Genomic DNA, 21,337 nt, shown 5'->3' with positions numbered 1-21,337 from the left:
TTGATTATAACACTACGGCGCTTAAAGCCGTTTTATCGCTTTGACAAACAATAAAAAATGAGTATACTATTATTATCCTTCATTGTTGGAGATGTAATTTATGAGCGAGTATACAATACTGATGATCGACGATGAGCCGGTCTATACCACGGCGTTCAAATTCCTTATGGAATCAAAAGGGGATTATAAGATATTCTTGGCATCTGACGCGAAACAGGGGCTTGAACTGGCAAAGGAAAAAACTCCCGACCTGATCTTCCTAGATATCATGATGCCCGGTGAAGACGGCATAGAGGTATTAAAGCGGCTCAAAAGTGATGATAAATTAAAAAATATTCCCGTGGTGATGATGACCGCGGTTGAGACGGAGCTGGCGCACAAAGAAACTTTTGCCCTTCATGCTGAAGATTATTTAAACAAGCCCCTGGAAATGGATACGGTAATAGCGAAGGTTGAGGCGATCAGGGCAAAATATAAAAAGACTTCCTAGGACCTAAGCTTCTTCTTGAAAAGCTCTTCCAGCGTTGTAGGGTTAGCCCTTCCTTTTGAAAGTTTCATTGCCTGGCCTATCAGGAATTTTACCGCCGTTTCTTTCCCGGCTTTAAATGACTCGACCGATCGCGCGTTTTCGGCGATCACCTTATCAATTATCTCAAGCAATACGCTCTCGTCCGATATCTGAGTAGCACCCGAACTTTCGACGATCGCTTTTGCGGACTTCCCGGTTCCAAGCATCACGACAATGATATCCTTAGCGGTCTTTCCCCCGATAGTGCCTTTTTGTATCAAGGCGATCATTTCCGTCAAAAGGGCAGGGGTCAGTTTTGTCCCGTCGATGCCTGTGCCCTTTGAATTTAAATATGCCGAGATATCTCCGATAATCCAGTTGGCGATGAGTTTTGGCTCCTGCAGGATCGAAACGGAACTCTCGAAAAAATCAGCCATTTGCCTGGACGAGACCAGCGTTCCCGCATCAGCGGAAGAAAGATTATATTTTTCAATGAACCTTTTATATTTATCGATCGGAAGCTCGGGGACTTGTGCCGCGATATTACTCGCCATCTCTTTTGAAACATAAAGCGGCAAAAGGTCCGGATCAGGGAAATACCTGTAATCGTGGGACTGTTCTTTGCTTCTCATCGGGCTGACCTGCCCGCTACTTTCATCGAACAATAAAGTTTCCTGTAATATTTTTGCGCCGCCATCAAGCATTGTCTCCTGCCGCCTGGCCTCGGCTTCAAGGGCTTTCTGGACAGCCTTAAAAGAGTTCATGTTCTTAACCTCTGTTTTTGTTCCCAGCTTTGCCTGCCCCTGCGGCCTGAGAGAAATATTTGCGTCGCATCTAATGCTTCCTTCTTCAAGCTTGGCATCGCACACTTCGAGATACTGAAGTATATGCGCGAGTTCTTCCATGAAGATCCTGGCTTCTTCCGGGTCCCTTATGTCCGGTTCGCTCACTATTTCCATGAGAGGGGTCCCTGTCCTGTTAAGATCGACAAGGGAATAATCCGCTCCTTTTATCCCCGAGCTCCCCTTGTGGACAAGTTTGCCGGCGTCCTCTTCAAGGTGGACCCTTGTGATGCGTATCTTCTTTGTCTGCCCTCGGACCTCTATCTCGACAAATCCGTGCTCTGCCAGCGGCAGTTCAAACTGCGATATCTGGTAGCCTTTAGGAAGGTCGGGATAAAAATAATTTTTTCTGGCAAAGATGCTCTCCTCGTTTACTTTGCAGTTAAGTGCCAGCGCGGTCTTGACCGCCAGCTCGACGGCTTTTCTGTTTATCACGGGAAGCGATCCCGGTTGTCCCGTGCAGACAGGACATATATCGGTATTCGGGGCATTGCCGAACTTTGTCGGGCAGGAGCAGAACATCTTTGATCCAGTCTGCAGCTGCGCGTGTGTCTCCAGTCCTATCACGATCTCGTATTTCATAACGGCGGTTTCCTTTTGTGATAATCCGTTTCACTTTCGAACGTGTAAGCCGCCCTGAAAAGAGTCTCCTCGTCAAATGCCCTTCCGATCATCTGGAGCCCTATCGGAAGTCCGTTATCATACCCGCAGGGGATAGAGATCGCCGGTAAGCCCGCTAGGTTCACCGGAATAGTGGCGATATCCGAAAGATACATGGAAAGCGGATCTGCGGTTTTTTCGCCGATCCCGAAGGCGGCTGTCGGCGATGTCGGAGTGATGATCATGTCCAGGTCTTTAAAGGCCTCTTCAAAATCGTTCTTTATCAAAGTCCTTATCTTCTGGGCCTTTAAATAGTAAGCATCGTAATACCCGGAACTTAGAGCATAAGTCCCGATCATGATCCTTCTTTTTACCTCCGCTCCGAAACCTTCACGGCGCGTATTCAGGTACATCTCCATGATATCCTTGTCCTTTTTTGAGCGAAGGCCGTAATGTACGCCGTCGTATCTTGCCAGGTTGGAAGACGCTTCGGCGGGCGCGATGATGTAATAGGCCGCAAGAGCGAATTTAAGTGACGGCAGAGACACCTCTCTGACGAAGGCTCCGAGGCCTTCGAGCAGCTTTACCGCATCCATGACGGATCTTTTTATATTCTCTTCGATCCCTTCGCCGAAGAGTTCTTTCGGTAAACCGAGCCTCAGGCCTTTTACATTGCGGACAAGAGACTTTGTGTAGTCCGGTGCTTTTATGTTTACGCTGGTCGAGTCTTTCGGGTCGTGCCTTGCAATGACGTTCATCAATAGCGCGGCATCAGTTACATCTTTTGTGATAGGGCCGATCTGGTCCAGCGAAGACGCGAAGGCCACAAGCCCGTAGCGCGAAACCCTGCCGTAGGTCGGTTTCAACCCGACCACTCCGCAGAAAGAAGCGGGCTGCCTGATAGACCCGCCGGTATCCGAACCCAGCGAAAGTATCGTCTCGTCCGCCGCAACCGCTGCGGCCGATCCGCCGGAAGATCCTCCCGGTACCTTTTTCAGATCCCATGGGTTTTTAGTCGTTTTGAAAGCGGAATTTTCGGTTGAAGATCCCATTGCAAATTCATCCAGATTTGTCTTTCCCACCGGGATCATCCCCGCTTCAAAGACAAGGTCGACGATCGTTGCGTTATAAGGGGGGATATAATTTTCAAGTATCTTTGATGAACAGGTGGTCGGTATGCCGTCAGTGCACATGTTGTCTTTTATGGCGATGGGAATGCCTTTTAAAGACTGGTCCATGGTTTGTGGTTCCCGGTTCGTTTGATCGTCAACCTCCTTAGCTTTCTTAAGGGCGAGTTCTTTTGTAAGAATATTGAAAGCGTTCACTTTTGGCTCGACGGTTTCGATCCTCTTATAGACCGATTCGGTAAGCTCGACGCAGCCGATTTCTTTGTTGCTAAGTTTTTTTGAAAGTTCGTGAGCCGTCAGATTATACAGGTTCATTTTTGTTATTCTTCCGTTTCAAGGATCCTGGGGACACGGAACATATTGTTTTCAACGTGAGGAGCAATGTCCAGTATTTTTTTTGTGTCTTTATACGGAAAAGCCTTGTCATCCCTCATCGGGGTCTTTTTTTCTTGTATCGATCCGGTCAGCTGCGTGTGTGCCGCAGGTGAAACGGTCTTTGTGTCCGCGGAATTTATTATATCGATATAGCCGAGAATATCGTTAAGCTGTTTTGCGAAAGATACTTCTTCATCTTCCGACAAGCCAAGCCTTGCAAGAAGCGCAACGTACTGCGTGTCTTTTTTCGAGACGCTCATGACCCAATTATATAATACTTTACTGTGCATTTCTATTTGTGATATTATGAATAAATTAAGAGTTAAAATGAAAAAAACACTTATCATTCTACTGATGATTGTGTGCGCTGGCGTTTCGATCGCGGCTCCCACGGAAGAAATCATTTCGGTCACTTCACCCGAAGCGTCGGTGGCCTCAAAGATAAACCTGATCAAAAGCGTCTATTACAAAGCCCTCATGCGCGAGAATATGGACACTCTTGAGAACTCGCTGTACGCATATAATTCTGTCCTTGCTATTGCGGATAAAATGTTGAACAGCAGCAATGTCGATAACAGGACCGCATCGTTGGTATTTCCGTTCTATATCGCGTCAGCATACAGGAAGGGGATAATCACCAACCGTTACGTCGAAGGATCGGTCATTGAGCTATACAGGCAGATCAAGTTGTTCAGCGACGCGGATAAATGGATCCAGCAAGTCCTGACGACAGCATCAAATTACAACTCGGAAAAGCGACTCCAGATATCTTCGCAAAGCCTCGGGGTTCTGTATTTTGCCAGGGCTTACAACAGGACAGGATGGGCTTTTGCGATGCTCAACGGTTCTCTGTGGAAGCGTTATGTGATCTACCCGCCGTCGGAGACCGTGAAAATGATGGAAAGAAGCATGGAAGACCTAAAAAAGATGATGGTTTCATACGGAGTGCCGTTTGAGAAAGGCAAATATTTCTATTCTTCGGATGACATTTCCTCATATATCGATCAATTGAACGGGAATTCTGTTGAATTCAAAACATTTTCGTTATGTTTCTCATATTCTGATAAAAATTCAATAGCCAAGATGCTCGCAAGACTGATAGAGGAAAACTCCGAAAAGACCCTGGAAATGTTCTACTCCCAGGAAATACGGCTCTCTTTCCAAAAAGGAAGAGCAGCCTATAGCTTCGAAGACCTCTTAAAGCCGGAGACTAAGGAATTTGCCGGGGCAATATCGAAATTACTTGCGGAGATGGAAGTAAAGTAGCCCTCACCCCAACCCTTCGGCCGCCAAAGATCTGCAAAATATATTTTACTTTGTTCCAACAACGATATCAGCCATAAAAATTTCCTGAACGAATCCGGCTTGTTTAAGAAGACTTGCAGGATATATAATTACAGGATGATCCATGTCGACACTGTATGAATGAGGCTCTAATCGAACAGTGGAACGCTTCCGTCCCCTCATAAGTGCTAAAAACGAGGACCAGCTTATTTTTTTGTCTTCAATTAACGTAATGGATGAATTTTTTTTTAGTGCACACAAGAAGGCTTTGAGCGGCGGATTATCATCCTCAGAAATTAGCGTTTCAGCACAGAAAAGCTTGCCTTTATTCCATAAGAAATAATTTTTTTCAAGATCTCTCTTGTCAGAGTCATGCCTATCTTCCCGTGGGCCTACCCATACGCCAATTCCCAATGAATCCTTGACGATATTCAATCCATTCTTTTTCATCGCTTCAATCAATCTCTCGTTTAAATCAATATATGGATCAAGAGGATTGATCCCGTCTTTTGTGGGAAAAATGCTATTCCCGCAAAAGCATTCCATTGAAAGTAATTTAACATCCATTTCACCCAATGAATATTGAACATATCTCTGAGAAGGGAAACTAGCGGGAACAACATCTTGGATATGAATAAATACTCCTCCGGGCTTCAGATACCGCACGGCATTACGCAGAGCTATCTCCAAAAAACCGATACTATCATATGAAGAATGCCCTACCCAGGCATCTGCGGTGCCATCCTTCACGGAAGACAGCGGACGGTAGGCCGAACCGGATCTCAGAATCATACCAGGTTGTGCGAACAGGTTATTAGTCCGAATAATTTCCAGGTTTATTTCGAACGGATTCCATATTCTTTTTAACGGCTCATCCAGCACGTTCCTGTAAAGGAAATTCGAGGCAGCTCCGATTTCAACGACGCAATCAGCGTTTAGCGGGATAAATTCATGAAAGGTCGGCAATTCAACAGCTCTTAATGCTCCCATAATCGGCCTTCTGTTGGTTTCGATCAAGTCTAGTTTACGCGGGTCCAACCCCGAATACCCTTCCTCTTCCTCTAAAATGGCATTGTTGACAGCTTCTTGAGAAGGTCGAACAGCCGGTCGGCCATAAAGTACCCTTCTTGCCAAAAGATCCTCTTTCAAAACAACCATTGAGGGTAATGGCGATCTGACAACAGGTTTGATAGGTCTAGACATGTTCATACTTCAATATCGTTATTTCCCGCTCGAAATTTCGTGTAATTTATATTTTAGTGGTGAACAAATCAGGCTCAGGGCAAGCGGAAAAAGGAAGGGCAGGGATTAGAAAGAGATTATTTATAGTTTTGCAGTGGATAAAATAGCCAGGTTGTAATCAGAAGTATATCCCTTTTTCAACCTGAAATATCCGGCGCATCCGATCATCGCTGCGTTATCCGTACAAAGTTCCAATGGCGGGATAATGCAAACGATCCCTTGCTTTTTGCAGTTTTCACTCATCATCTTTCTTAGAAGGCTGTTAGCTGAGACACCTCCGGCAAGCGCTATTGTTTTTACGTTATTTTCTTTTGCTGCGCGGATAGTTTTTTCAACAAGGGTTTCGATAACGGCTTGCTGGAAAGAAGCGGCAAGATCGTGAACCCTCACCCCCGTCCCCTCTCCCTTGACAGGGAGAGGGGAGTGTTTTTTGACATAATAAACGACCGCTGTTTTAATACCGCTAAAGCTGAAGTCATAACCGTCGTCCAGCATCGGTCTTTTGAAATCAACGGCACCCGGGTCTGCGGTCTTTGCGATCCTGTCTATTATCGGCCCTCCAGGATATCCCAGGCCAAGAAACCTGGATACCTTATCAAACGCTTCTCCTGCGGCGTCATCGCGGGTCCTGCCGATGGTCCGGTATTCACAATGATCTTTGACTAAAACTATCTGAGTATGACCTCCGGAGACGATGAGGCTGATGAAGGGAAAGGCTGAAGACTGAAGGCTGAAGCGCTTGCCCCGAGCGAGTGTAGCGAGTCGAGGGGCTGAAGGACTGTTTAAGAAATTCGCATATATATGACCTTCAAGATGATTTACGCCGATAAGCGGTTTCTTAAGTGAATAGGAAATGGCTTTCGCGGCCGAGAGACCGACAAGAAGTGAACCCGGAAGTCCTGGCCCGAAAGTCACGGCTACCGCATTAATATTATTGAACATAACGCCCGATTTATCCATAGCTTCTTTTATGACAGCGCTTATTGATTCGATATGCTTGCGCGATGCAATTTCAGGAACTATCCCGCCGTATTTTTTGTGGAATTCGGTCTGCGAGGAAACGATATTAGATAATATTTTCGTACCATCCTCGACAACAGCAGCGGAAGTCTCGTCGCAGGATGTTTCGATGGCTAGCAGGAACATATCAGCAATTTTCTTTCATAAAATGAATTATATCATGTTAATATTTTTGCCTTGAAATATAGAAGCCGAATAAGCCTTAAAAAGGCCTATAATATTTAAACATCAAATGTCTAAATATAGTAAGCTAATTAATTTTCCCGGATTGTTGTTGTATCAACTCTTTTACATTTATTTCCGAAGATATAAATTCAAACGGTTGCGCTTTCGTTGCCTGTTTTGTGACATCGCCAGCAAGAGTATAATTGTTGTTTAAATCGATTTTCATAGTCGGAGCGCCTTCACTTAGATCAAATTTATTTAACTCTACCCAGACAACATTGGGGCTCATTGTCGATTCGTAGAAATAAATATTATCGCTTAAATCGGCGACGCTCCTCCAGATGGTTGCTGAAGTATAGAATTTCGGATCCGACATGTCACGGAAAGGTTGGGAAACATTGCGCGTGATGCTAAAAACTCCGGCCACAGCTTCACGCAGATCTTTCGGCTTCGGCAGATATTTTAAATAATACGAGGCACGTACAAATCTGTCAGAGGCCGAGGTAGTTCCCGGCAGCGGTTTTTTTCCGCCAAAACCTTCATATTGCTTAAGGTTGGCGAGTTGCCCCTCAAAAGGCGGATCGTTGGTCATGACAGCATAGTTTCTATCGTGATGAATAACGGGATTTCCGTTGATGTATTCAATGATCGCCGAATCGCCGGCTTTATCTTCCAACGAGAGATGGAGCGTGGCTTTATCGAATTTTTTGCCCACAGGGATCGACAATGTTACAACCTGGTAGGATGAATCTTGAAAAGCACGGATGGCTTCATCAACCGTGGCAAAATTGTCAAGGCAGTATTGGGCCCAGAGGCTGACCGACAAGCCGGGAAGTTTTTCGTCCCTAACCCCATAATCACTATTACCGAGCCAGAGCAGGTTGGCTGCTAATCCTTTTTCATTCAGGCCGTCACTAACGATGCATTTGCCTATTGTGGATGAAACGACAACCAAACTGCCGTATTTCGACGTCCATTTGAGAGAATTTTTGCTGATCATACCGTCGCGTTGTATCCCTCGGGGTAAAATCCATAGATCTGTTGGAGTGTTATCCGGCCAATCCATGTTCCGTCCGCATAAAACTGCATGGCCGTTATTAGAAGATAGAACGCGGCTACAGGCCAAAACTTCATTGTGGCAAAGTAATAAGACAAATCCGGCCAGTAAAGTTGTTAAATAGAAAAATCCTACTGTTTTTTTAGAGTAAGACATATTTTATCTTCCGAACCTGCTGATAAGAAAATCACCCGCGAGATTGCTTAAAAATATCACAACGATAGCTGTGAGAACATGGGTAAGAACAGGCAAATACAGGTTATCTCCCTCATTCTTTGCGATCAAATAACTCAGCGCGGCAAGAAGAAGAAGGCCCAAAACGATCGAAGATATTATTGCCGTATTAAGCGGCAGAATTAATATCAATGCTATAAATCCAAATGAAATGAGAGCCCTGGAAATAAAGTTCAAAAAAGTGGAGATCCAGACCTCGCCTGTCTCGATATTCTCGGATTCCTGGAATATGTGGATGCCGAAAGAATCGGCGATATTATCGGCAAGAGCTATCACCAGGATGCCGCCGATTATGCTTATTTTTGCGTTGGCTTGCATATGCAGGCCAGCCATCAGCGCAAGGTTAGTTATTATTGCCGATGTAGAACCGAAGCTGAACCTTGTCTGCCAGCCGCGGGCCTTTTCCGTTATCTTCCTTAACATATAAAAATTATACCATTATGTTGCTTCGGGAAAATGAATGATCAAGAAAAAAACAGGGGAAATTAATCCCCTGCTTTTAATTTTGTCCTGGGTCCGGACTATTTCTTAACCGGGACCGCCTTAACCGGGGCCGCCTTAACTGGGGCTGCTATAGCTGTTACCGCAGGTTTTGTTGCTTTCACCGCTGTCTTGTGAAGCCTTTTCGCTAAAACAGGGGATGATGCTACTATACCAAAGCAAACCACGGCTACCAATAAAGCACTTACTATCTTTTTCATTAAACTCACCTCCTCGCGTATGTAATTAAATCCGGAAAATCCGCTTATTTCTTTACGGACATCTTTCCAGCCTCTGTTGTTGCTGTTTTTCCAAGTTTAGGTGCCATTTTTTTCATTCTCATCACTTTTGCTTTTGCGGGATTGCAGGTCTTGTCACCGGTATTTTCGCAAGTTTTTGGAGATGCATAAGACATGGACGCTAAAAAAAAGACTGCCATGCACATTGCGATCGTTTTCTTACCCACTGAACTCACCTCCCTTAACTAATATCAAACTATCTGCGTTTAGTATATTCTCGCGTCATTAAACGGATGTTAAAGGATGATTAGAATTTCATTAGAAGTCATTCATGATATAATCTTCAGGAAATGAAGATATTGATCATAGAAGATGAAAGAAAAATATCCGCTTTCATTCAAAAAGGCCTGAAAGCGGAGCATTTTACGGTTGAGACCGCTTCTGACGGTGAAGAAGGCCTTTTTATGGCACAGGAGGGCGATTACGACGCGGTGATCCTTGATGTTATGCTGCCCAAAATAGACGGGATCACGGTCTGCAAAAAACTGCGAATTAACGGAAAAAAATGTCCGATAATCATGCTCACAGCAAAAGACAGCATCGAAGAAAAGATAGCGGGCCTTAATGCCGGCGCCGATGATTATATGACAAAACCCTTTTCCTTTGCGGAGCTTCTTGCAAGGATAAAAGCTCTTACAAGGAGAAAAGGCACCGTATCAGGGGAGATAAGAGTAGCCGATCTTATTTTAGACCCCGACACTTTTGAAGTTAAGAGAGATAAAAAGAATGTCGTACTTTCCGCGACAGAATTCAAGCTTCTTAAATTCCTGATGGAAAATTCTCCGAGGCCGGTCTCAAAAACAAGAATACTCGAAGATGTGTGGGGTTATGATTTCAGCCCTGAAAGCAATATTGTTGATGTTTACATTAAATATTTGCGGGATAAGATCGACAAAGGGTCAAAAAAACCTCTTTTGCATACTGTCCGCGGGATCGGGTATAAAATATGCGGACAAGATTAACAATAATCATCATTTCCGTCCTTACACTGATACTTTCGTTCTCTTCGACCGTGTTATATCTGTATTACAGGATCAATATAATTGAGGCGTTTGAATATGGATTATACGATTTCGCCAATGATATTGTAATAGAGATCGCGAAAGATCCTGCGGAGTTTAAATTGAGGCCGCAGGAATATTTAGCGCATCCCAGCAAGACTGTTTTTGCCACTTCCGATATCCTTGTAGAGTTTACTGACGTAAAAGGCGTACCCCTGACAAAATCCCAGAGGCTGAATAATGAATATCTGCCGTTCATCAATGACGGAGACGGTATATTGTCGGACGTTGAGATGCCTGACGGGACAAAAATGAAGGTTTATCAATGTTTGATTGAAATTAACGAGACCAGCATAGGTTATCTGATCGTTGCCGCGCCGGTCTCACGGATATACCAGCATTTGGAATATCTTAAACTGGTGCTTTCCGTTGTAATGTTATCAACAATAATGATAATCGGTTTTGTCGTCTCGCTTATCGTTTCTTACGGGATAGTGGAAAACCAGAAGAAGTTCTTAGCTTTTGCTTCGCACGAGCTCAGGACCCCTCTGTCCGTTATTTCCGGAACAGCGGAGATCGCGCTGAGAAAAGGATCAAAAGATGATGATTCCCGCCAGGCATTCAATGAAATAAAAGAACAAAGCGATTTCATGGGCAGGCTGGTCTCAAATTTTATGTATATCTTTAAAAGTGCGACAGGGTCCGAAAAAATAAGCAAAAAGCAGTTTGATCTTTCAGATATGATCGTGAACGAGGCGCAAATGACCAAAAGCAGATATCCGGGAAGGAATTTAATCCTGAATTTGTCCGATGAATCATTGATCAACGCCGATGAGGGTCAGATACGAAAGGTCATCGGCAACCTCCTTGAAAATTCGGCCAAGAATACAAAGGAAAACGGCCGGATAGAAATATCTGTCGAAAAAAAGGCCGGGAAATTCACGGTCAAAGTTTCTGATGACGGTCCGGGCATAGACCCAAAATTGCAAAAGAAAATATTCGATATATTTTACCGGGTTGAAAGGACCGGAAAAGAAGGGATGGGGCTCGGGCTTGCTATCGCAAAATGGGTCGTTAATGCCCACAGAGGAAGGATAAGCGTTAAGAGCGAAAAGGGGAAAGGGTCTGTATTTACAATTGAGCTGCCGGCCGGCAAGGTTTAAGCGGTCAATCTATTCAAAGCCTCAATATATTTTTCTGATGTCTTCGATATTATCTCCTCGGGTAGTTCAGGCGCTGGGGGCTTCTGGTCCCATTTGATGGATAGCAGATAATCCCTGGTGAACTGCTTGTCAAAGCTTTTTTGCGGTCTTCCAGGCTTGTAATCGTCTTTGGGCCAGAAACGGGAAGAGTCGGGGGTCAAAACCTCGTCAATCAGTATTATTTCATCATTATAGAAGCCGAACTCGAACTTGGTGTCGGAGATGATAATGCCCTTTTTAGCTGCGATCTCGGATGCTTTGTTGTATAAAGCGATCGAGGCCTCTTTTATCATTTTTGCGGTCTTATTTCCTAAGAGCATTTTTGTTCTTTCAAAGTCGATCGTCTGGTCATGTGTCCCGACCTCTTCTTTTGTGGAAGGAGTAAATATCGGTTCAGGGAGCTTATCCGATTCTTTTAAGTCTTTTGGAAGTTTTATCCCAGAAATAGTTCCCGTCGTCTTGTAATCTTTCCAGCCTGAACCGGAAATATAGCCTCTCACAATACACTCAACCGGAAGAGGCTTGGATCTTTTCACGAGCATTGAGCGGTCTTTAAGATTGTCCGCGTATTCTCTGCATTCTTTGGGATAATTTTTGGGATCAGCGGAGATGAGATGATTTTCAATGATATCTTTTAGAGCGTCGAACCAAAAAAGGGATATCTTTGTCAGAACCTCTCCTTTTCTGGGAATGGGATTCGGCATGACTATATCAAAGGCGGAAAGCCTGTCAGTCGCGACTATCAGAAGGTTTTCTCCAAGGTCATATATGTCCCGCACCTTGCCGCGGTTGAATAATTTTAATTTTGGAAAATCAGTATTATAGACCGTTTGTCTCACGTCTTATGCGTTACATCCATATTAAGTTTTTTCAGGTTCTCCGTCTCGCCGAACACGACCAGGATATCACCCTTTTCAATAATATTATCGTCCGTCAGGTTGAATATCAGTTCTTCACCCCGTTTTATCCCGAGTATCGTCACGTGGAACCTTCTTCTGAGCGCGAGTTCTCTGATAGTCAGGTTTTCCATTTTAGCGGGCGCTTCTACACTGACGATATTTATATGCTCGCCGAGCTCGATATAGTCAAGGATCCTGTCCGAAGTCATCTTGTTGACGAGTTTTATGGCAGTATCCTGTTCCGGGTACACTATCTGGTCCACCTGCAGTTTGACCAGTATTTTTCCGTGGAGCGTGTTTTGGGCTTTTGCTATGACCTTTTTTATCCCGAAACTTTTGCAAATCTGGCATGCGATGAGATTAGATTCGATATTGGAGCTCTCGCTTATTATCGCGATATCGCAATCATTGATCCCCGCTTCTTTAAGAGCGGCCTCATCTGTTATATCCCCGATATATGCGTGGGTCACTTCGTCCCTGACCTGCTGGATCTTATGCTCGTCCTTGTCCATGACAATGACCTCTTGCCCCCTGTAGAACAACTCCCTGGCCACCTTTGAACCGAACCTCCCGATCCCAAGAACCGCAAATTGCTTTTTCATTTCCCCCTCCTTTATTAACCTATCGATATTCCTTCTTTTGGATATTCAATATGATGTTTGCCTTCGTGGCCCGACAGAGCGGCAAGCAGCGTGAGGGCCCCGACGCGTCCGATGAACATAACGGATATAATGACTATTTTACCGGCATCTGACAGAAAAGGCGTAATGCCCGTCGAAAGACCCACGGTGCCAAACGCCGAGAATACTTCAAAAGCGATCTCCATAAGCGAAAATTTCTCTATGCCGTTCAACATGAACACCGCGCACGCGACAACTATTATCGAAAGAAAGAATATCACGAACGCGCGCCTGATAGTCTCGGCAGGGATCTTACGGTCAAATAAAACGGTATTCTTATTGTTCTTCAATGTTGCGATGATCGTCCACGTGATCAGGGCGAAAGTAGTCGTCTTTATCCCGCCTCCGGTACCGCCGGGGCTTGCACCTATGAACATCAGCCCCATCATGAGCAGGAGCGTTGTATGGGAGAGATGTCCGATATCAAGAGTATTAAAACCTGCGGTTCTCGGCGTGACAGCCTGAAAATAGGAAGACAGGAATTTCCCCCCGACGCTCAAGCCGCCCATCACGGAAAGATTATTGAACTCCATGGCAAATATTGCGAGCGTTCCCGAAATTATCAGAAACGCGGTCGTGGCTATGACGGTCTTTGACTGGAGAGAAAATCTCCGGTTCTGGATAATATCTGCTATTACCAGGAACCCGAGGCCGCCAAGTATTATCAGAGAAGTAATAGTCAGGTTGACAACGATGTCGGCCTTGTAGGCGGTCAGATTGGCAAAATTAGCTGGGAGGGCGAACCCCGCGTTGCAAAAAGCGGATACAGAATGAAATATCGAATACCATAAGGCATGTCTCAGTCCAAGTTCAGGCAGCCATCTAAGAAAAAGGATCAAAGCCCCTGCACCTTCTATCACAAAGACGATGCCGAAAATCCTTTTGACGACATTTATTACGTCATTTGTGGAATGGATGTTAAGCGCTTCCTGAACCGCAATTTTTTCTGTGATGAACATCTTCTTCCTGAAAAGAAGAACCAGAAAAGTGGAAAAAGTCATATATCCGAGACCGCCGATCTGTATCAACAGGAGTATGATGAACTGTCCGAAAAATGAAAAATGGACCCCCGTGTCAAGGCATACTAAGCCTGTCACACAGGTGGCTGAGTTCGCGGTAAAGTAAGAGTCAAGGAACTTTGTAAAAGTTCCGTTCGACGAAGATATAGGCAGCTGCAGCAGCAATGCGCCCGCCAGTATCACGATGAAAAAACTTACAGCTATTACTATCGACGGCCTGATCTTGAACATATTATTATTGGATTATTATACATTATAACAGGTGAAAATTGCAAAAAAGCAGCAGGCTTAATCCTTATGTTATAATTAAAATTGAGAATATATTTGGAAGGAGAAAACAATGCCTTTAGTTTCTACAAGAGAGATGTTCAAGAAAGCCTATTCCGGAGGATATGCAGTAGGTGCGTTCAATGTAAATGACATGGAAATCCTGCAGGGCATAGTGGATGCAGCTAAGGAAGAGAAAGCTCCGTTGATCCTCCAGGTGTCTGCCGGTGCAAGGAAATATGCGAGGCACGAATACCTGGTCAAATTAGTTGAAGCGGCGCTTTTGACCGCCGACCTTCCGATAGCCCTGCATTTGGACCACGGCGAGGATTTTGAGGTGTGCAAATCCTGCGTGGACGGCGGGTTCTCGTCCGTGATGATAGACGGCTCCAAATATCCTCTTGAAGAAAATATCCGCCTGACAAAACAGGTAGTTGATTATGCGCACCCTAAAGGAGTAACCGTCGAAGCGGAGCTTGGGAAATTGGCCGGTGTCGAAGATGCAGTAAAAGTGGCGGCAAAGGACGCGACCTATACAGACCCTGACGAGGCCGAAAGATTCGTAAAAGAAACAGGTTGCGATTCGCTTGCTATCGCGATCGGGACTTCTCACGGGGCGTATAAGTTCAAGGGTGAAGCAAAATTGGACCTTGCGCGGTTAGCTGAGATAGCAAGAAGGCTCCCTAACTTTCCCCTCGTCCTGCACGGTGCGTCTTCGGTTCCTCAGTACCTGGTAGACGAATGCAATAAATACGGGGGAAAACTTCCCGGAGCCAAGGGTGTCCCGGAAGAGATGCTCCGTGAGGCGGCAAAAGGCGCGATATGCAAGATCAATATCGATACGGACCTGAGACTTGCTATGACGGCGACGATAAGAAAAATATTCACGGAATCTCCCGCAGAATTTGATCCGAGAAAATATCTCGGCCCGGCAAGGGATGAGATCAAAAAGGTAGTAAAGCACAAGATATCCGATGTGCTCGGCTGTTCCGGTAAAGCTTAATATTGAAAGAAAAATATCAAAATCACGCAAAGTCAGGATTAGCGGACAAACTTCCGAAAATAGAAATATTCGAGAATAATTTTCAGGATTACGAGATCACGATTATTGAGCCGGAATTCACTTCCGTCTGTCCCAAGACCGGCCTTCCCGACTTCGGGACTATCACCATCAAATACATCCCCGGTAAATTTTGCGCCGAGCTTAAATCTTTAAAGGCATATTTCAACTCTTACAGGAATATCGGCATCTTTATGGAGAACTCAGTGAACAGGATACTGAAAGATTTTGTTTTTGCCTGCAAACCGAAGAAGGCTGAAATTGCAGGTGATTTCAACCCGCGCGGGGGGATAAAGACGGTGGTCAAGGCGTGTTATCCGAAAGGCCACCAGCCGAAAAAGAAATGACTAATGACGAATGACTAATTGAGGAAGGATTATTTGATAATTAGACATTAGAAATTAATTTATCTTTCCAGCTTCATTAATGTGCATCCAACTTTTCCGCACCCCTCGCAGAATTCTTTTGTCCTGATAAGTGATTGCGGGGGAGGGGTAGAGAGCTCCTTAAAACCGAACTTTTCAAAGAATGCAGGGATGAGGGTCGTAAGATAAACATCCCTGTCAGTTTTTGAAAGAAGATCGCCGACGATCTTTTTAGCCAGACCTTTGCCGCGGTATTTCTCAACGACGCCTAAAGTCCCCAACTCGATCGCGTCGCCCCGCTTTTTAAGCCTTCCAAAAGCGACTATATACCCTTTGTCTTCAATCACGGTAAAGTCCTCATAGTCCATGTCCTGCGAATCCAGGTCCATTTTATATGCCAAACCATAAATTGTTTTTATCTCATCGGGTCTTGCCGGGCGCATTTTCATGTTAATTTGAATTATAACATTTGGTTTGATAATATAAGAATGAAGACATGTCTATTATAGAAAAGTTCAAGAACAAAAAGATCGCGGTCCTTTACGGCGGCATTTCCGGTGAAAGGGACGTATCTCTGCGTTCGGGCAAAAAGGTCCACGAGTCCCTTGTCTCGCAAGGGCTGGATGCATTCCTGGTGGACACTAAAGAAGAATTCATCAGCGAACTCAGAAATAAAAAGCCGGATATCGCCTGCATAATGCTGCACGGAAGATACGGCGAGGACGGTTCTATCCAGGGGCTTCTTGAAATACTTGGTATTCCTTATACGGGTTCTAAAGTACTTGCAAGCGCGGTTGGCATGAATAAGGCGGCTTCAAAGAAAATATGGATGTCATGCGGCATTCCAACCCCTAAGTTCATCGAGATCGACAAAGAGAAAGATATTCCGGTACAGTGTGACAGGGTCAGCACGACTTTCCCTGTGCCACTTGTAGTGAAACCCGTTTCGGAGGGTTCGAGCCTCGGAGTGACAATAATCCATGAAAAGGACAAACTATTCGGGACGGTAGAAAGCACGGTCAAGGAGTTCGGGGATGTATTTATTGAAGAATATATAGCCGGCGTACAGGTGACTGTCGGGATACTAGGAACAGGAGAAAACGCCAGGGCCCTTCCGGTCCTTGAGCTTGTGACAAAATCCGTGTTCTATGACTACGCGGCCAAATATACTTCCGGCATGACGGAGTTCGTCATCCCTGCAAGGCTTCCGAAGCCCGTCTATCAAAGGGTTCAAAAGACCGCGCTTGACGCGTACAGGTCTATCGGATGTGCGGGGTTTGCCAGGGTGGACATGATCGTCGACAGCGACGGGACCCCTTATGTGCATGACGCCAACACTATACCCGGCATGACTGACCTTTCGGACCTGCCGGCCCAGGCGGCATCCGGGGGCATATCTTATGACGAACTTGTTCTGCGCATCCTTGAGAGCGCTTTGTAAGTGAAAAAGAAAGAAAAAAAAAGAAATCTCAGACCGGTCAAAGTGATCATCTTTTCCCTTGCAGCCGCGAGCTGTCTGATAATCCTGCTTTCACTTCCGGTCTGGAGGATCAACAATATCACCGTCACGGGCAATTCAATGATATCGCCCGAGCTGGTAAAACAAAAAGCCAACATCTCATTTGACGAGAACATCTTTTTTGTCAATTACCGCGAGGTGACGCGCCGACTCAAAGAGATACCGCAGGTGAAAAATGCGCGTCTTTCCGCAAAGATACCGTCAACGATCGAAATAAAGATCGAAGAAAGGACCCCTTTCGCGGTATTCCTTGTCGGCGGTGACTATATAGTCGTCGATGAAAAGGGCGTGATAATAGATTCCGTCAAGGGAAGCGCCCGCACGCAGATACAGGCCGAGGTATCGAAATTGCCGACAGTTATCGGTCTTCCGAAAGGATCGATAGTCGATGACAAAAGGGTCAGGCCGGACGTGATGTCGGCGATCGAAAAATCCTTCAGGACGCTGAGCCCGGTATTTACAAAAAGCAAGTTCGTCCTCGTGATGAAAAAATCCGACAGCCTGAGTATCCTGATCGATGACACGCTGGATGTAAAAATAGGATATCCGGATAACATCGACAGGAAACTGTCAAACCTGGCCCAGCTTTTAAGGTCCGCGGGCAGCGATACATCAAAGATCGAATATATTGATGTCCGCCTGGTGAACGATCCCGTGATCAGGTTCAAAAAATGATTTTCTTCTTGTTTTCATATAAAGATATGCTAAAATAAAATAGTCAAGCAGCATGAATTTCTCAAGAAAATCAGCAAACAGGTTTATTATTTATAGGGGGTTATGATTAGTGCAGGCCAAGGGTGATGAAATAAAAAGGTTCGCGAACATCAAGGTTTTCGGCGTGGGCGGAGCGGGCACGAACGCCGTGAACCGCATGATAGGCGCAGGGCTTAAAGGCGTCGATTTCTGGGTGGCAAACACGGACCTGCAGGCCCTGAACGTTTCTCTTTCGGACAACAAGATACAGCTTGGCGGAAAGCTCACAAAAGGTCTTGGCGCCGGATCCAATCCCGAGATAGGGATGCGCGCGGCCGAAGAATCACGCGAAGATATCGCCAAGGTCGTCGAAGGCGCTGACATGATATTTTTGACCGCCGGGTTCGGCGGCGGCACGGGGACCGGATCCACGCCCGTAATAGCCGAAGTTGCAAAGGACCTCGGCGTCCTGACGATAGGTGTAGTCACAAAGCCGTTCAAATTCGAAGGCCCTGTCAGGACAGCTCAGGCGGAGAACGGTATAGCTCTTTTAAAAGAAAAAGTCGACGCGCTGATAGTCATCCCCAACGATAAACTTCTCCAGGTGATTGACAAAAGGACCTCCATCATCGATGCCTTTAAGGTCGCGGACGATGTGTTGCGCCAGGGCGTCAAAGGCATCTCGGATCTGATAACTGTTCCCGGACTGATCAATCTTGATTTTGCGGACGTGCGGACGATAATGATGGATGCGGGGTCCGCGATGATGGGCATCGGGCTTGCCGGAGGGGACAACAGGGCGATAGAGGCGGCCGAGCAGGCGATCTCTTCCCCGCTGCTTGAAGAGACGATAACAGGCGCTAAAGGCGTGATAATGAACGTGACCGGCGGTTCAGACCTGACACTTTACGAGGTCAACGAAGCAGCTCAGGTCATCTACAACGCGGTGGACCCGGACGCCAATATAATATTCGGAGCAGTGATAGACGAAAAAATGCAGGGTGATATCATGATCACAGTGATAGCTACAGGCTTCAGGCAGAGGGCCGAGTCGGGCGCGGTAATATTCGAGCAGGCTTCAAAGACAGTCCCTCAAAGTACGCCTCATGAAAAGGTTCCCCAGCAGACCCCAAAACCAAAACACTCTATCGATGTCCCGGAGTTCCTGCAGAACATAGCCTCAAGATTCTGATCTCTTTAATAAGTCCGGCAGTTTAATACGTCCTTTTTTCCCAGCCATCCTCTTCTCGCGATACCGATGCCTAATTCCATATGAGACAACTGAACGGCAGAATGTGAATCAGTACCTATCGCTATCTTCACGTCCTTTTCTTTTGCAAGACGGCAGTTGATGTCGCTCAGGTCAAGCCGGTCGGGATAGCAGTTGAGCTCAAGCGCCTTTCCGTATTTTTTTGCTGCAGCGGCAAGCCTGTCAATATCCAATTTATACGGGTCACGCCTGCTGAGCAGCCTTCCCGTCGGATGGCCGATGATAGTGACGAATTTATTTTCCATCGCCTTAATAATCCTGCCCGTCATCTCGTCTTCGCCCATGCCGAACCTTGAATGGACCGAAGCTACCACGACATCAAGCTTTTTAAGTATTTCATCGTCAAAATCAAGGGACCCGTCAGGTAAAATATCAACTTCGGAGCCTTTCAGTATCCTGATGCCTTTTATCTTCCTGTTCAAACGGTCGATCTCCCCCATCTGTTTTAGAAGCTCTTTTTCGGTCAGGCCACCGGCTATCTTTGTGGACTTCGAATGGTCAGAGATCGTGATGAACTCATACCCAAGTTTTTTTGCGGCCTTAGCTATCTCTTCTATGGTGTCCGAGCCGTCGCTGTAATTTGAGTGGACATGAAAATCGCCTTTTATATCTGAAAGTTCTATCAGTGTCGGGAGCTTCCTTTTTTGCGCTAGCTCCACTTCTCCGCTGTCCTCTCTTATCTCTGGCGGGATGAACTGCATTCCCAGGGCTTTGAAGACTTCGCCCTCGCTTCTTCCTGCAACGCATCTCTTGCCTTTGAAGACGCCGTACTCGTTAAGCTTCAGGCCTTTTTTTATTGCGGCATGCCTCATTTTGATATTATGCTGTTTTGATCCCGTAAAATAATTAGATGCCGCCCCGAAACTTTCCTCATCGACCACACGCAGATCGCTGTCCATGCCGTTCTTCAGGCTGACCGATGATTTTGTATCGCCTTTCGCGACGATATCCCTGACTTGCGGGAGTTTTGTGAAGACATCCATCACCGCTTTCCTGTCATCAGAGGTCGCAAGAATATCTATATCTCCGATGTTCTCTTTCATCCTGCGGAGGCTTCCGCATATAAGTATCTTCTTGACGCACCTCGATCTTTTAAGGATGCTTTCGATCTCCTTAGCAAAAGGCAGGACATCGCCGATATAATGCTTTGAGGCCCTTGTTTTATACGAATCAATGCCTTTGATGATATTTTCGATCCTCTTTTTTTCCACTCCGGGAAGACCCCGGAGCTTGCCGCTTTTCGCGGCTTTTTCAAGATCGTTTACATTCCTGATCCCGAGTTCTTTATAGACCATCTTGGTGAACTTCGGGCCGATGCCCTGGATGTCCATGATACCCAGAAGGCCTTTCGGTTCTTCCTTGAACAGTTCATCTATGATCTTTGGATGCCCGCGTTCTATTGTTTCCCCGATCTTATGGGAGATGCTGTCGCCGATGCCCGTAATCTTTTTGAGCTCCTCTATCCCGCCGGAGTTGTAAATGTCCTCGATACTCTCGGGATAAGCCTCGATCGTCTGCGCGGCCTTTTGATAGGAACGTATCCTGAAGGGGTTCTCGTCCTTTATCTCGAGAAGTTTCGCGATGTCGTAGAAATATTTTGCTATCTGCTGGTTGTCCATTTAAGCCAGAGCTTTTACGATCGCTTCGCCGAACTGCTTTGCCGACTGCGGCCCGTCGGCAGTGATCACCTTTCCGTCGACCTCCACACTTGCAGCCGTGTAATGAGCACCGTATTTTTCAAGGTCCTGTCTTACTCCCGAGAAAGAAGTCGCCTTTTTTCCTTTTAATATTCCCGCGTGCGCCAGGACAGCCGCTCCCGCGCAGATCCCGCCGACGACTTTCCCAAGAGATACCGCATCTGTCAGTAGGCCGTGCGCTGTCTTATCTTCGAAAAAATCATAAGCTCCAGGTCCTCCTATAAAAAATATTCCGTCAAAATCAGATGCTTTAGTCTCGGAGAGGGCCATGTCGCACTCAGCCTTTGCGCCCAATTTTCCAAGGCAGGCGCCTTTTTTTGCGGAAACAGTCCTAACGAAGATGCCGTTCTTTTCAAGTATCTCTTTAGGATGGAAATATTCTTCGTCCCTGAAAGCTTCATGTGCGATCACCAGCACGGCTTTTTTCACTTG

The 21,337-nt window shown here is 45.9% G+C and carries 24 protein-coding genes; 9 read left to right on the top strand and 15 right to left on the bottom strand.

Features of this window, described 5'->3' with window-relative positions:
• The first annotated feature begins 100 nt into the window (after positions 1–100).
• Entirely contained in the window at positions 101–490 is a 390-nt protein-coding gene (locus NTZ10_04955; protein MCX5749572.1) for a response regulator, read from the top strand.
• Here NTZ10_04955 and gatB read toward each other — a convergent pair.
• The 3 genes from gatB to gatC are packed head-to-tail and all read right to left on the bottom strand — an operon-like array spanning position 487 to position 3,742.
• Positions 487–1,932 (bottom strand): Asp-tRNA(Asn)/Glu-tRNA(Gln) amidotransferase subunit GatB, encoded by a 1,446-nt coding sequence (gatB, locus tag NTZ10_04950; protein MCX5749571.1) that lies wholly within the window; start codon positions 1,930–1,932, stop codon positions 487–489. The two genes, NTZ10_04955 and gatB, sit on opposite strands and share 4 nt — an antisense overlap.
• On the bottom strand, positions 1,929–3,392 hold the full coding sequence (gene gatA, locus NTZ10_04945) for an Asp-tRNA(Asn)/Glu-tRNA(Gln) amidotransferase subunit GatA (GenBank protein MCX5749570.1): 1,464 nt from the start codon (positions 3,390–3,392) through the stop codon (positions 1,929–1,931). Before gatA ends, gatB begins: the two co-directional genes overlap by 4 nt.
• 5 nt (positions 3,393–3,397) lie before the next feature.
• Positions 3,398–3,742: an Asp-tRNA(Asn)/Glu-tRNA(Gln) amidotransferase subunit GatC gene (gene gatC, locus NTZ10_04940; GenBank protein ID MCX5749569.1), complete on the bottom strand. Its 345-nt coding sequence runs from the start codon at positions 3,740–3,742 to the stop codon at positions 3,398–3,400.
• Positions 3,743–3,779: 37 nt separating this feature from the next.
• Here gatC and NTZ10_04935 point away from each other — a divergent pair, with 37 nt between their 5' ends.
• Positions 3,780–4,718, top strand: a complete 939-nt coding sequence (locus NTZ10_04935) for a hypothetical protein (protein ID MCX5749568.1) — start codon at positions 3,780–3,782, stop codon at positions 4,716–4,718.
• 45 nt (positions 4,719–4,763) lie between these two features.
• Here the strand turns inward: NTZ10_04935 and NTZ10_04930 are convergent, their stop codons facing one another.
• The 6 genes from NTZ10_04930 to NTZ10_04905 all read right to left on the bottom strand — a co-directional run bounded on the left by NTZ10_04930 (position 4,764) and on the right by NTZ10_04905 (position 9,400).
• Entirely contained in the window at positions 4,764–5,870 is a 1,107-nt protein-coding gene (locus tag NTZ10_04930; GenBank protein ID MCX5749567.1) for a hypothetical protein, read from the bottom strand.
• Positions 5,871–6,059: 189 nt separating this feature from the next.
• Positions 6,060–7,124, bottom strand: a complete 1,065-nt coding sequence (tsaD, locus tag NTZ10_04925; GenBank protein ID MCX5749566.1) for a tRNA (adenosine(37)-N6)-threonylcarbamoyltransferase complex transferase subunit TsaD — start codon at positions 7,122–7,124, stop codon at positions 6,060–6,062.
• A 124-nt stretch (positions 7,125–7,248) separates the two neighbouring features.
• Entirely contained in the window at positions 7,249–8,376 is a 1,128-nt protein-coding gene (locus tag NTZ10_04920; protein MCX5749565.1) for a linear amide C-N hydrolase, read from the bottom strand.
• Between the two features lie 3 nt (positions 8,377–8,379).
• Complete coding sequence (locus NTZ10_04915) at positions 8,380–8,877, bottom strand: hypothetical protein (protein ID MCX5749564.1); 498 nt, start codon at positions 8,875–8,877, stop codon at positions 8,380–8,382.
• A gap of 98 nt (positions 8,878–8,975) precedes the next feature.
• Positions 8,976–9,155, bottom strand: coding sequence for a hypothetical protein (locus NTZ10_04910; protein ID MCX5749563.1), 180 nt, complete (start codon positions 9,153–9,155; stop codon positions 8,976–8,978).
• Positions 9,156–9,199: 44 nt separating this feature from the next.
• Positions 9,200–9,400 carry a hypothetical protein gene (locus NTZ10_04905; GenBank protein MCX5749562.1) on the bottom strand — a complete coding sequence of 67 codons (201 nt, stop codon included), beginning with the start codon at positions 9,398–9,400 and terminating at the stop codon, positions 9,200–9,202.
• A gap of 123 nt (positions 9,401–9,523) precedes the next feature.
• On the opposite strand from NTZ10_04905, the gene NTZ10_04900 reads away from it, so the two are divergent.
• Both NTZ10_04900 and NTZ10_04895 read left to right on the top strand, forming a co-directional pair.
• A complete protein-coding gene (locus tag NTZ10_04900; GenBank protein ID MCX5749561.1) occupies positions 9,524–10,195 on the top strand; it encodes a response regulator transcription factor in 672 nt (223 codons plus the stop codon).
• The gene (locus NTZ10_04895; protein MCX5749560.1) at positions 10,180–11,397 is read left to right on the top strand and encodes a HAMP domain-containing sensor histidine kinase; all 1,218 of its coding nucleotides are present in this window, start codon (positions 10,180–10,182) and stop codon (positions 11,395–11,397) included. Before NTZ10_04900 ends, NTZ10_04895 begins: the two co-directional genes overlap by 16 nt.
• Here NTZ10_04895 and NTZ10_04890 read toward each other — a convergent pair.
• Genes NTZ10_04890 through NTZ10_04880 form a run of 3 tightly spaced genes read right to left on the bottom strand, consistent with a single transcriptional unit; the run spans position 11,394 to position 14,265 of the window.
• The gene (locus tag NTZ10_04890) at positions 11,394–12,275 is read right to left on the bottom strand and encodes a phosphoribosylaminoimidazolesuccinocarboxamide synthase (GenBank protein ID MCX5749559.1); all 882 of its coding nucleotides are present in this window, start codon (positions 12,273–12,275) and stop codon (positions 11,394–11,396) included. The two genes, NTZ10_04895 and NTZ10_04890, sit on opposite strands and share 4 nt — an antisense overlap.
• On the bottom strand, positions 12,272–12,937 hold the full coding sequence (locus NTZ10_04885; protein ID MCX5749558.1) for a TrkA family potassium uptake protein: 666 nt from the start codon (positions 12,935–12,937) through the stop codon (positions 12,272–12,274). Before NTZ10_04885 ends, NTZ10_04890 begins: the two co-directional genes overlap by 4 nt.
• Positions 12,938–12,951: 14 nt before the next feature.
• Complete coding sequence (locus tag NTZ10_04880; GenBank protein MCX5749557.1) at positions 12,952–14,265, bottom strand: TrkH family potassium uptake protein; 1,314 nt, start codon at positions 14,263–14,265, stop codon at positions 12,952–12,954.
• A 109-nt stretch (positions 14,266–14,374) separates the two neighbouring features.
• On the opposite strand from NTZ10_04880, the gene fba reads away from it, so the two are divergent.
• Both fba and queF read left to right on the top strand, forming a co-directional pair.
• Entirely contained in the window at positions 14,375–15,304 is a 930-nt protein-coding gene (gene fba / locus NTZ10_04875) for a class II fructose-1,6-bisphosphate aldolase (protein MCX5749556.1), read from the top strand.
• Positions 15,305–15,306: 2 nt separating this feature from the next.
• Positions 15,307–15,708 (top strand): preQ(1) synthase, encoded by a 402-nt coding sequence (gene queF / locus NTZ10_04870; protein ID MCX5749555.1) that lies wholly within the window; start codon positions 15,307–15,309, stop codon positions 15,706–15,708.
• 59 nt (positions 15,709–15,767) lie between these two features.
• Here the strand turns inward: queF and NTZ10_04865 are convergent, their stop codons facing one another.
• Positions 15,768–16,175, bottom strand: a complete 408-nt coding sequence (locus NTZ10_04865; protein MCX5749554.1) for a GNAT family N-acetyltransferase — start codon at positions 16,173–16,175, stop codon at positions 15,768–15,770.
• A 47-nt stretch (positions 16,176–16,222) separates the two neighbouring features.
• On the opposite strand from NTZ10_04865, the gene NTZ10_04860 reads away from it, so the two are divergent.
• From NTZ10_04860 to ftsZ, 3 genes are all read left to right on the top strand, one after another.
• A complete protein-coding gene (locus NTZ10_04860; protein ID MCX5749553.1) occupies positions 16,223–17,167 on the top strand; it encodes a D-alanine--D-alanine ligase in 945 nt (314 codons plus the stop codon).
• Positions 17,168–17,920, top strand: a complete 753-nt coding sequence (locus NTZ10_04855; protein ID MCX5749552.1) for an FtsQ-type POTRA domain-containing protein — start codon at positions 17,168–17,170, stop codon at positions 17,918–17,920. It abuts the gene before it with no gap.
• A 109-nt stretch (positions 17,921–18,029) separates the two neighbouring features.
• Positions 18,030–19,130: a cell division protein FtsZ gene (gene ftsZ, locus NTZ10_04850; protein ID MCX5749551.1), complete on the top strand. Its 1,101-nt coding sequence runs from the start codon at positions 18,030–18,032 to the stop codon at positions 19,128–19,130.
• Positions 19,131–19,135: 5 nt separating this feature from the next.
• On the opposite strand, the gene polX is transcribed toward ftsZ, so the two are convergent.
• Entirely contained in the window at positions 19,136–20,827 is a 1,692-nt protein-coding gene (polX, locus tag NTZ10_04845) for a DNA polymerase/3'-5' exonuclease PolX (protein MCX5749550.1), read from the bottom strand.
• The gene (locus NTZ10_04840; GenBank protein MCX5749549.1) at positions 20,828–21,334 is read right to left on the bottom strand and encodes a DJ-1/PfpI family protein; all 507 of its coding nucleotides are present in this window, start codon (positions 21,332–21,334) and stop codon (positions 20,828–20,830) included.
• Between the last annotated feature and the right edge of the window lie 3 nt (positions 21,335–21,337).

This window comes from Candidatus Saganbacteria bacterium, assembly GCA_026387835.1.
Classification (GTDB): Bacteria; Margulisbacteria; WOR-1; order JAKLHX01; family JAKLHX01; genus JAPLKZ01.
The sequence above is the reverse complement of the archived record's forward strand: the minus strand, read 5'-3'. Positions and strand labels throughout refer to the sequence as shown.

Coding starts and splice junctions, on each gene's coding strand:
- NTZ10_04900 (MCX5749561.1), top strand. CDS start 9,524: ATGAAGATATTGATCATAGAAGATGAAAGAAAAATATCCGCTTTCATT.
- NTZ10_04935 (MCX5749568.1), top strand. CDS start 3,780: ATGAAAAAAACACTTATCATTCTACTGATGATTGTGTGCGCTGGCGTT.
- NTZ10_04860 (MCX5749553.1), top strand. CDS start 16,223: ATGTCTATTATAGAAAAGTTCAAGAACAAAAAGATCGCGGTCCTTTAC.
- gatC (MCX5749569.1), bottom strand. CDS start 3,742: ATGCACAGTAAAGTATTATATAATTGGGTCATGAGCGTCTCGAAAAAA.
- polX (MCX5749550.1), bottom strand. CDS start 20,827: ATGGACAACCAGCAGATAGCAAAATATTTCTACGACATCGCGAAACTT.
- NTZ10_04955 (MCX5749572.1), top strand. CDS start 101: ATGAGCGAGTATACAATACTGATGATCGACGATGAGCCGGTCTATACC.
- fba (MCX5749556.1), top strand. CDS start 14,375: ATGCCTTTAGTTTCTACAAGAGAGATGTTCAAGAAAGCCTATTCCGGA.
- NTZ10_04885 (MCX5749558.1), bottom strand. CDS start 12,937: ATGAAAAAGCAATTTGCGGTTCTTGGGATCGGGAGGTTCGGTTCAAAG.
- NTZ10_04865 (MCX5749554.1), bottom strand. CDS start 16,175: ATGAAAATGCGCCCGGCAAGACCCGATGAGATAAAAACAATTTATGGT.
- NTZ10_04895 (MCX5749560.1), top strand. CDS start 10,180: ATGCGGACAAGATTAACAATAATCATCATTTCCGTCCTTACACTGATA.
- NTZ10_04910 (MCX5749563.1), bottom strand. CDS start 9,155: ATGAAAAAGATAGTAAGTGCTTTATTGGTAGCCGTGGTTTGCTTTGGT.
- gatB (MCX5749571.1), bottom strand. CDS start 1,932: ATGAAATACGAGATCGTGATAGGACTGGAGACACACGCGCAGCTGCAG.
- NTZ10_04880 (MCX5749557.1), bottom strand. CDS start 14,265: ATGTTCAAGATCAGGCCGTCGATAGTAATAGCTGTAAGTTTTTTCATC.
- NTZ10_04915 (MCX5749564.1), bottom strand. CDS start 8,877: ATGTTAAGGAAGATAACGGAAAAGGCCCGCGGCTGGCAGACAAGGTTC.
- tsaD (MCX5749566.1), bottom strand. CDS start 7,124: ATGTTCCTGCTAGCCATCGAAACATCCTGCGACGAGACTTCCGCTGCT.
- NTZ10_04920 (MCX5749565.1), bottom strand. CDS start 8,376: ATGTCTTACTCTAAAAAAACAGTAGGATTTTTCTATTTAACAACTTTA.
- gatA (MCX5749570.1), bottom strand. CDS start 3,392: ATGAACCTGTATAATCTGACGGCTCACGAACTTTCAAAAAAACTTAGC.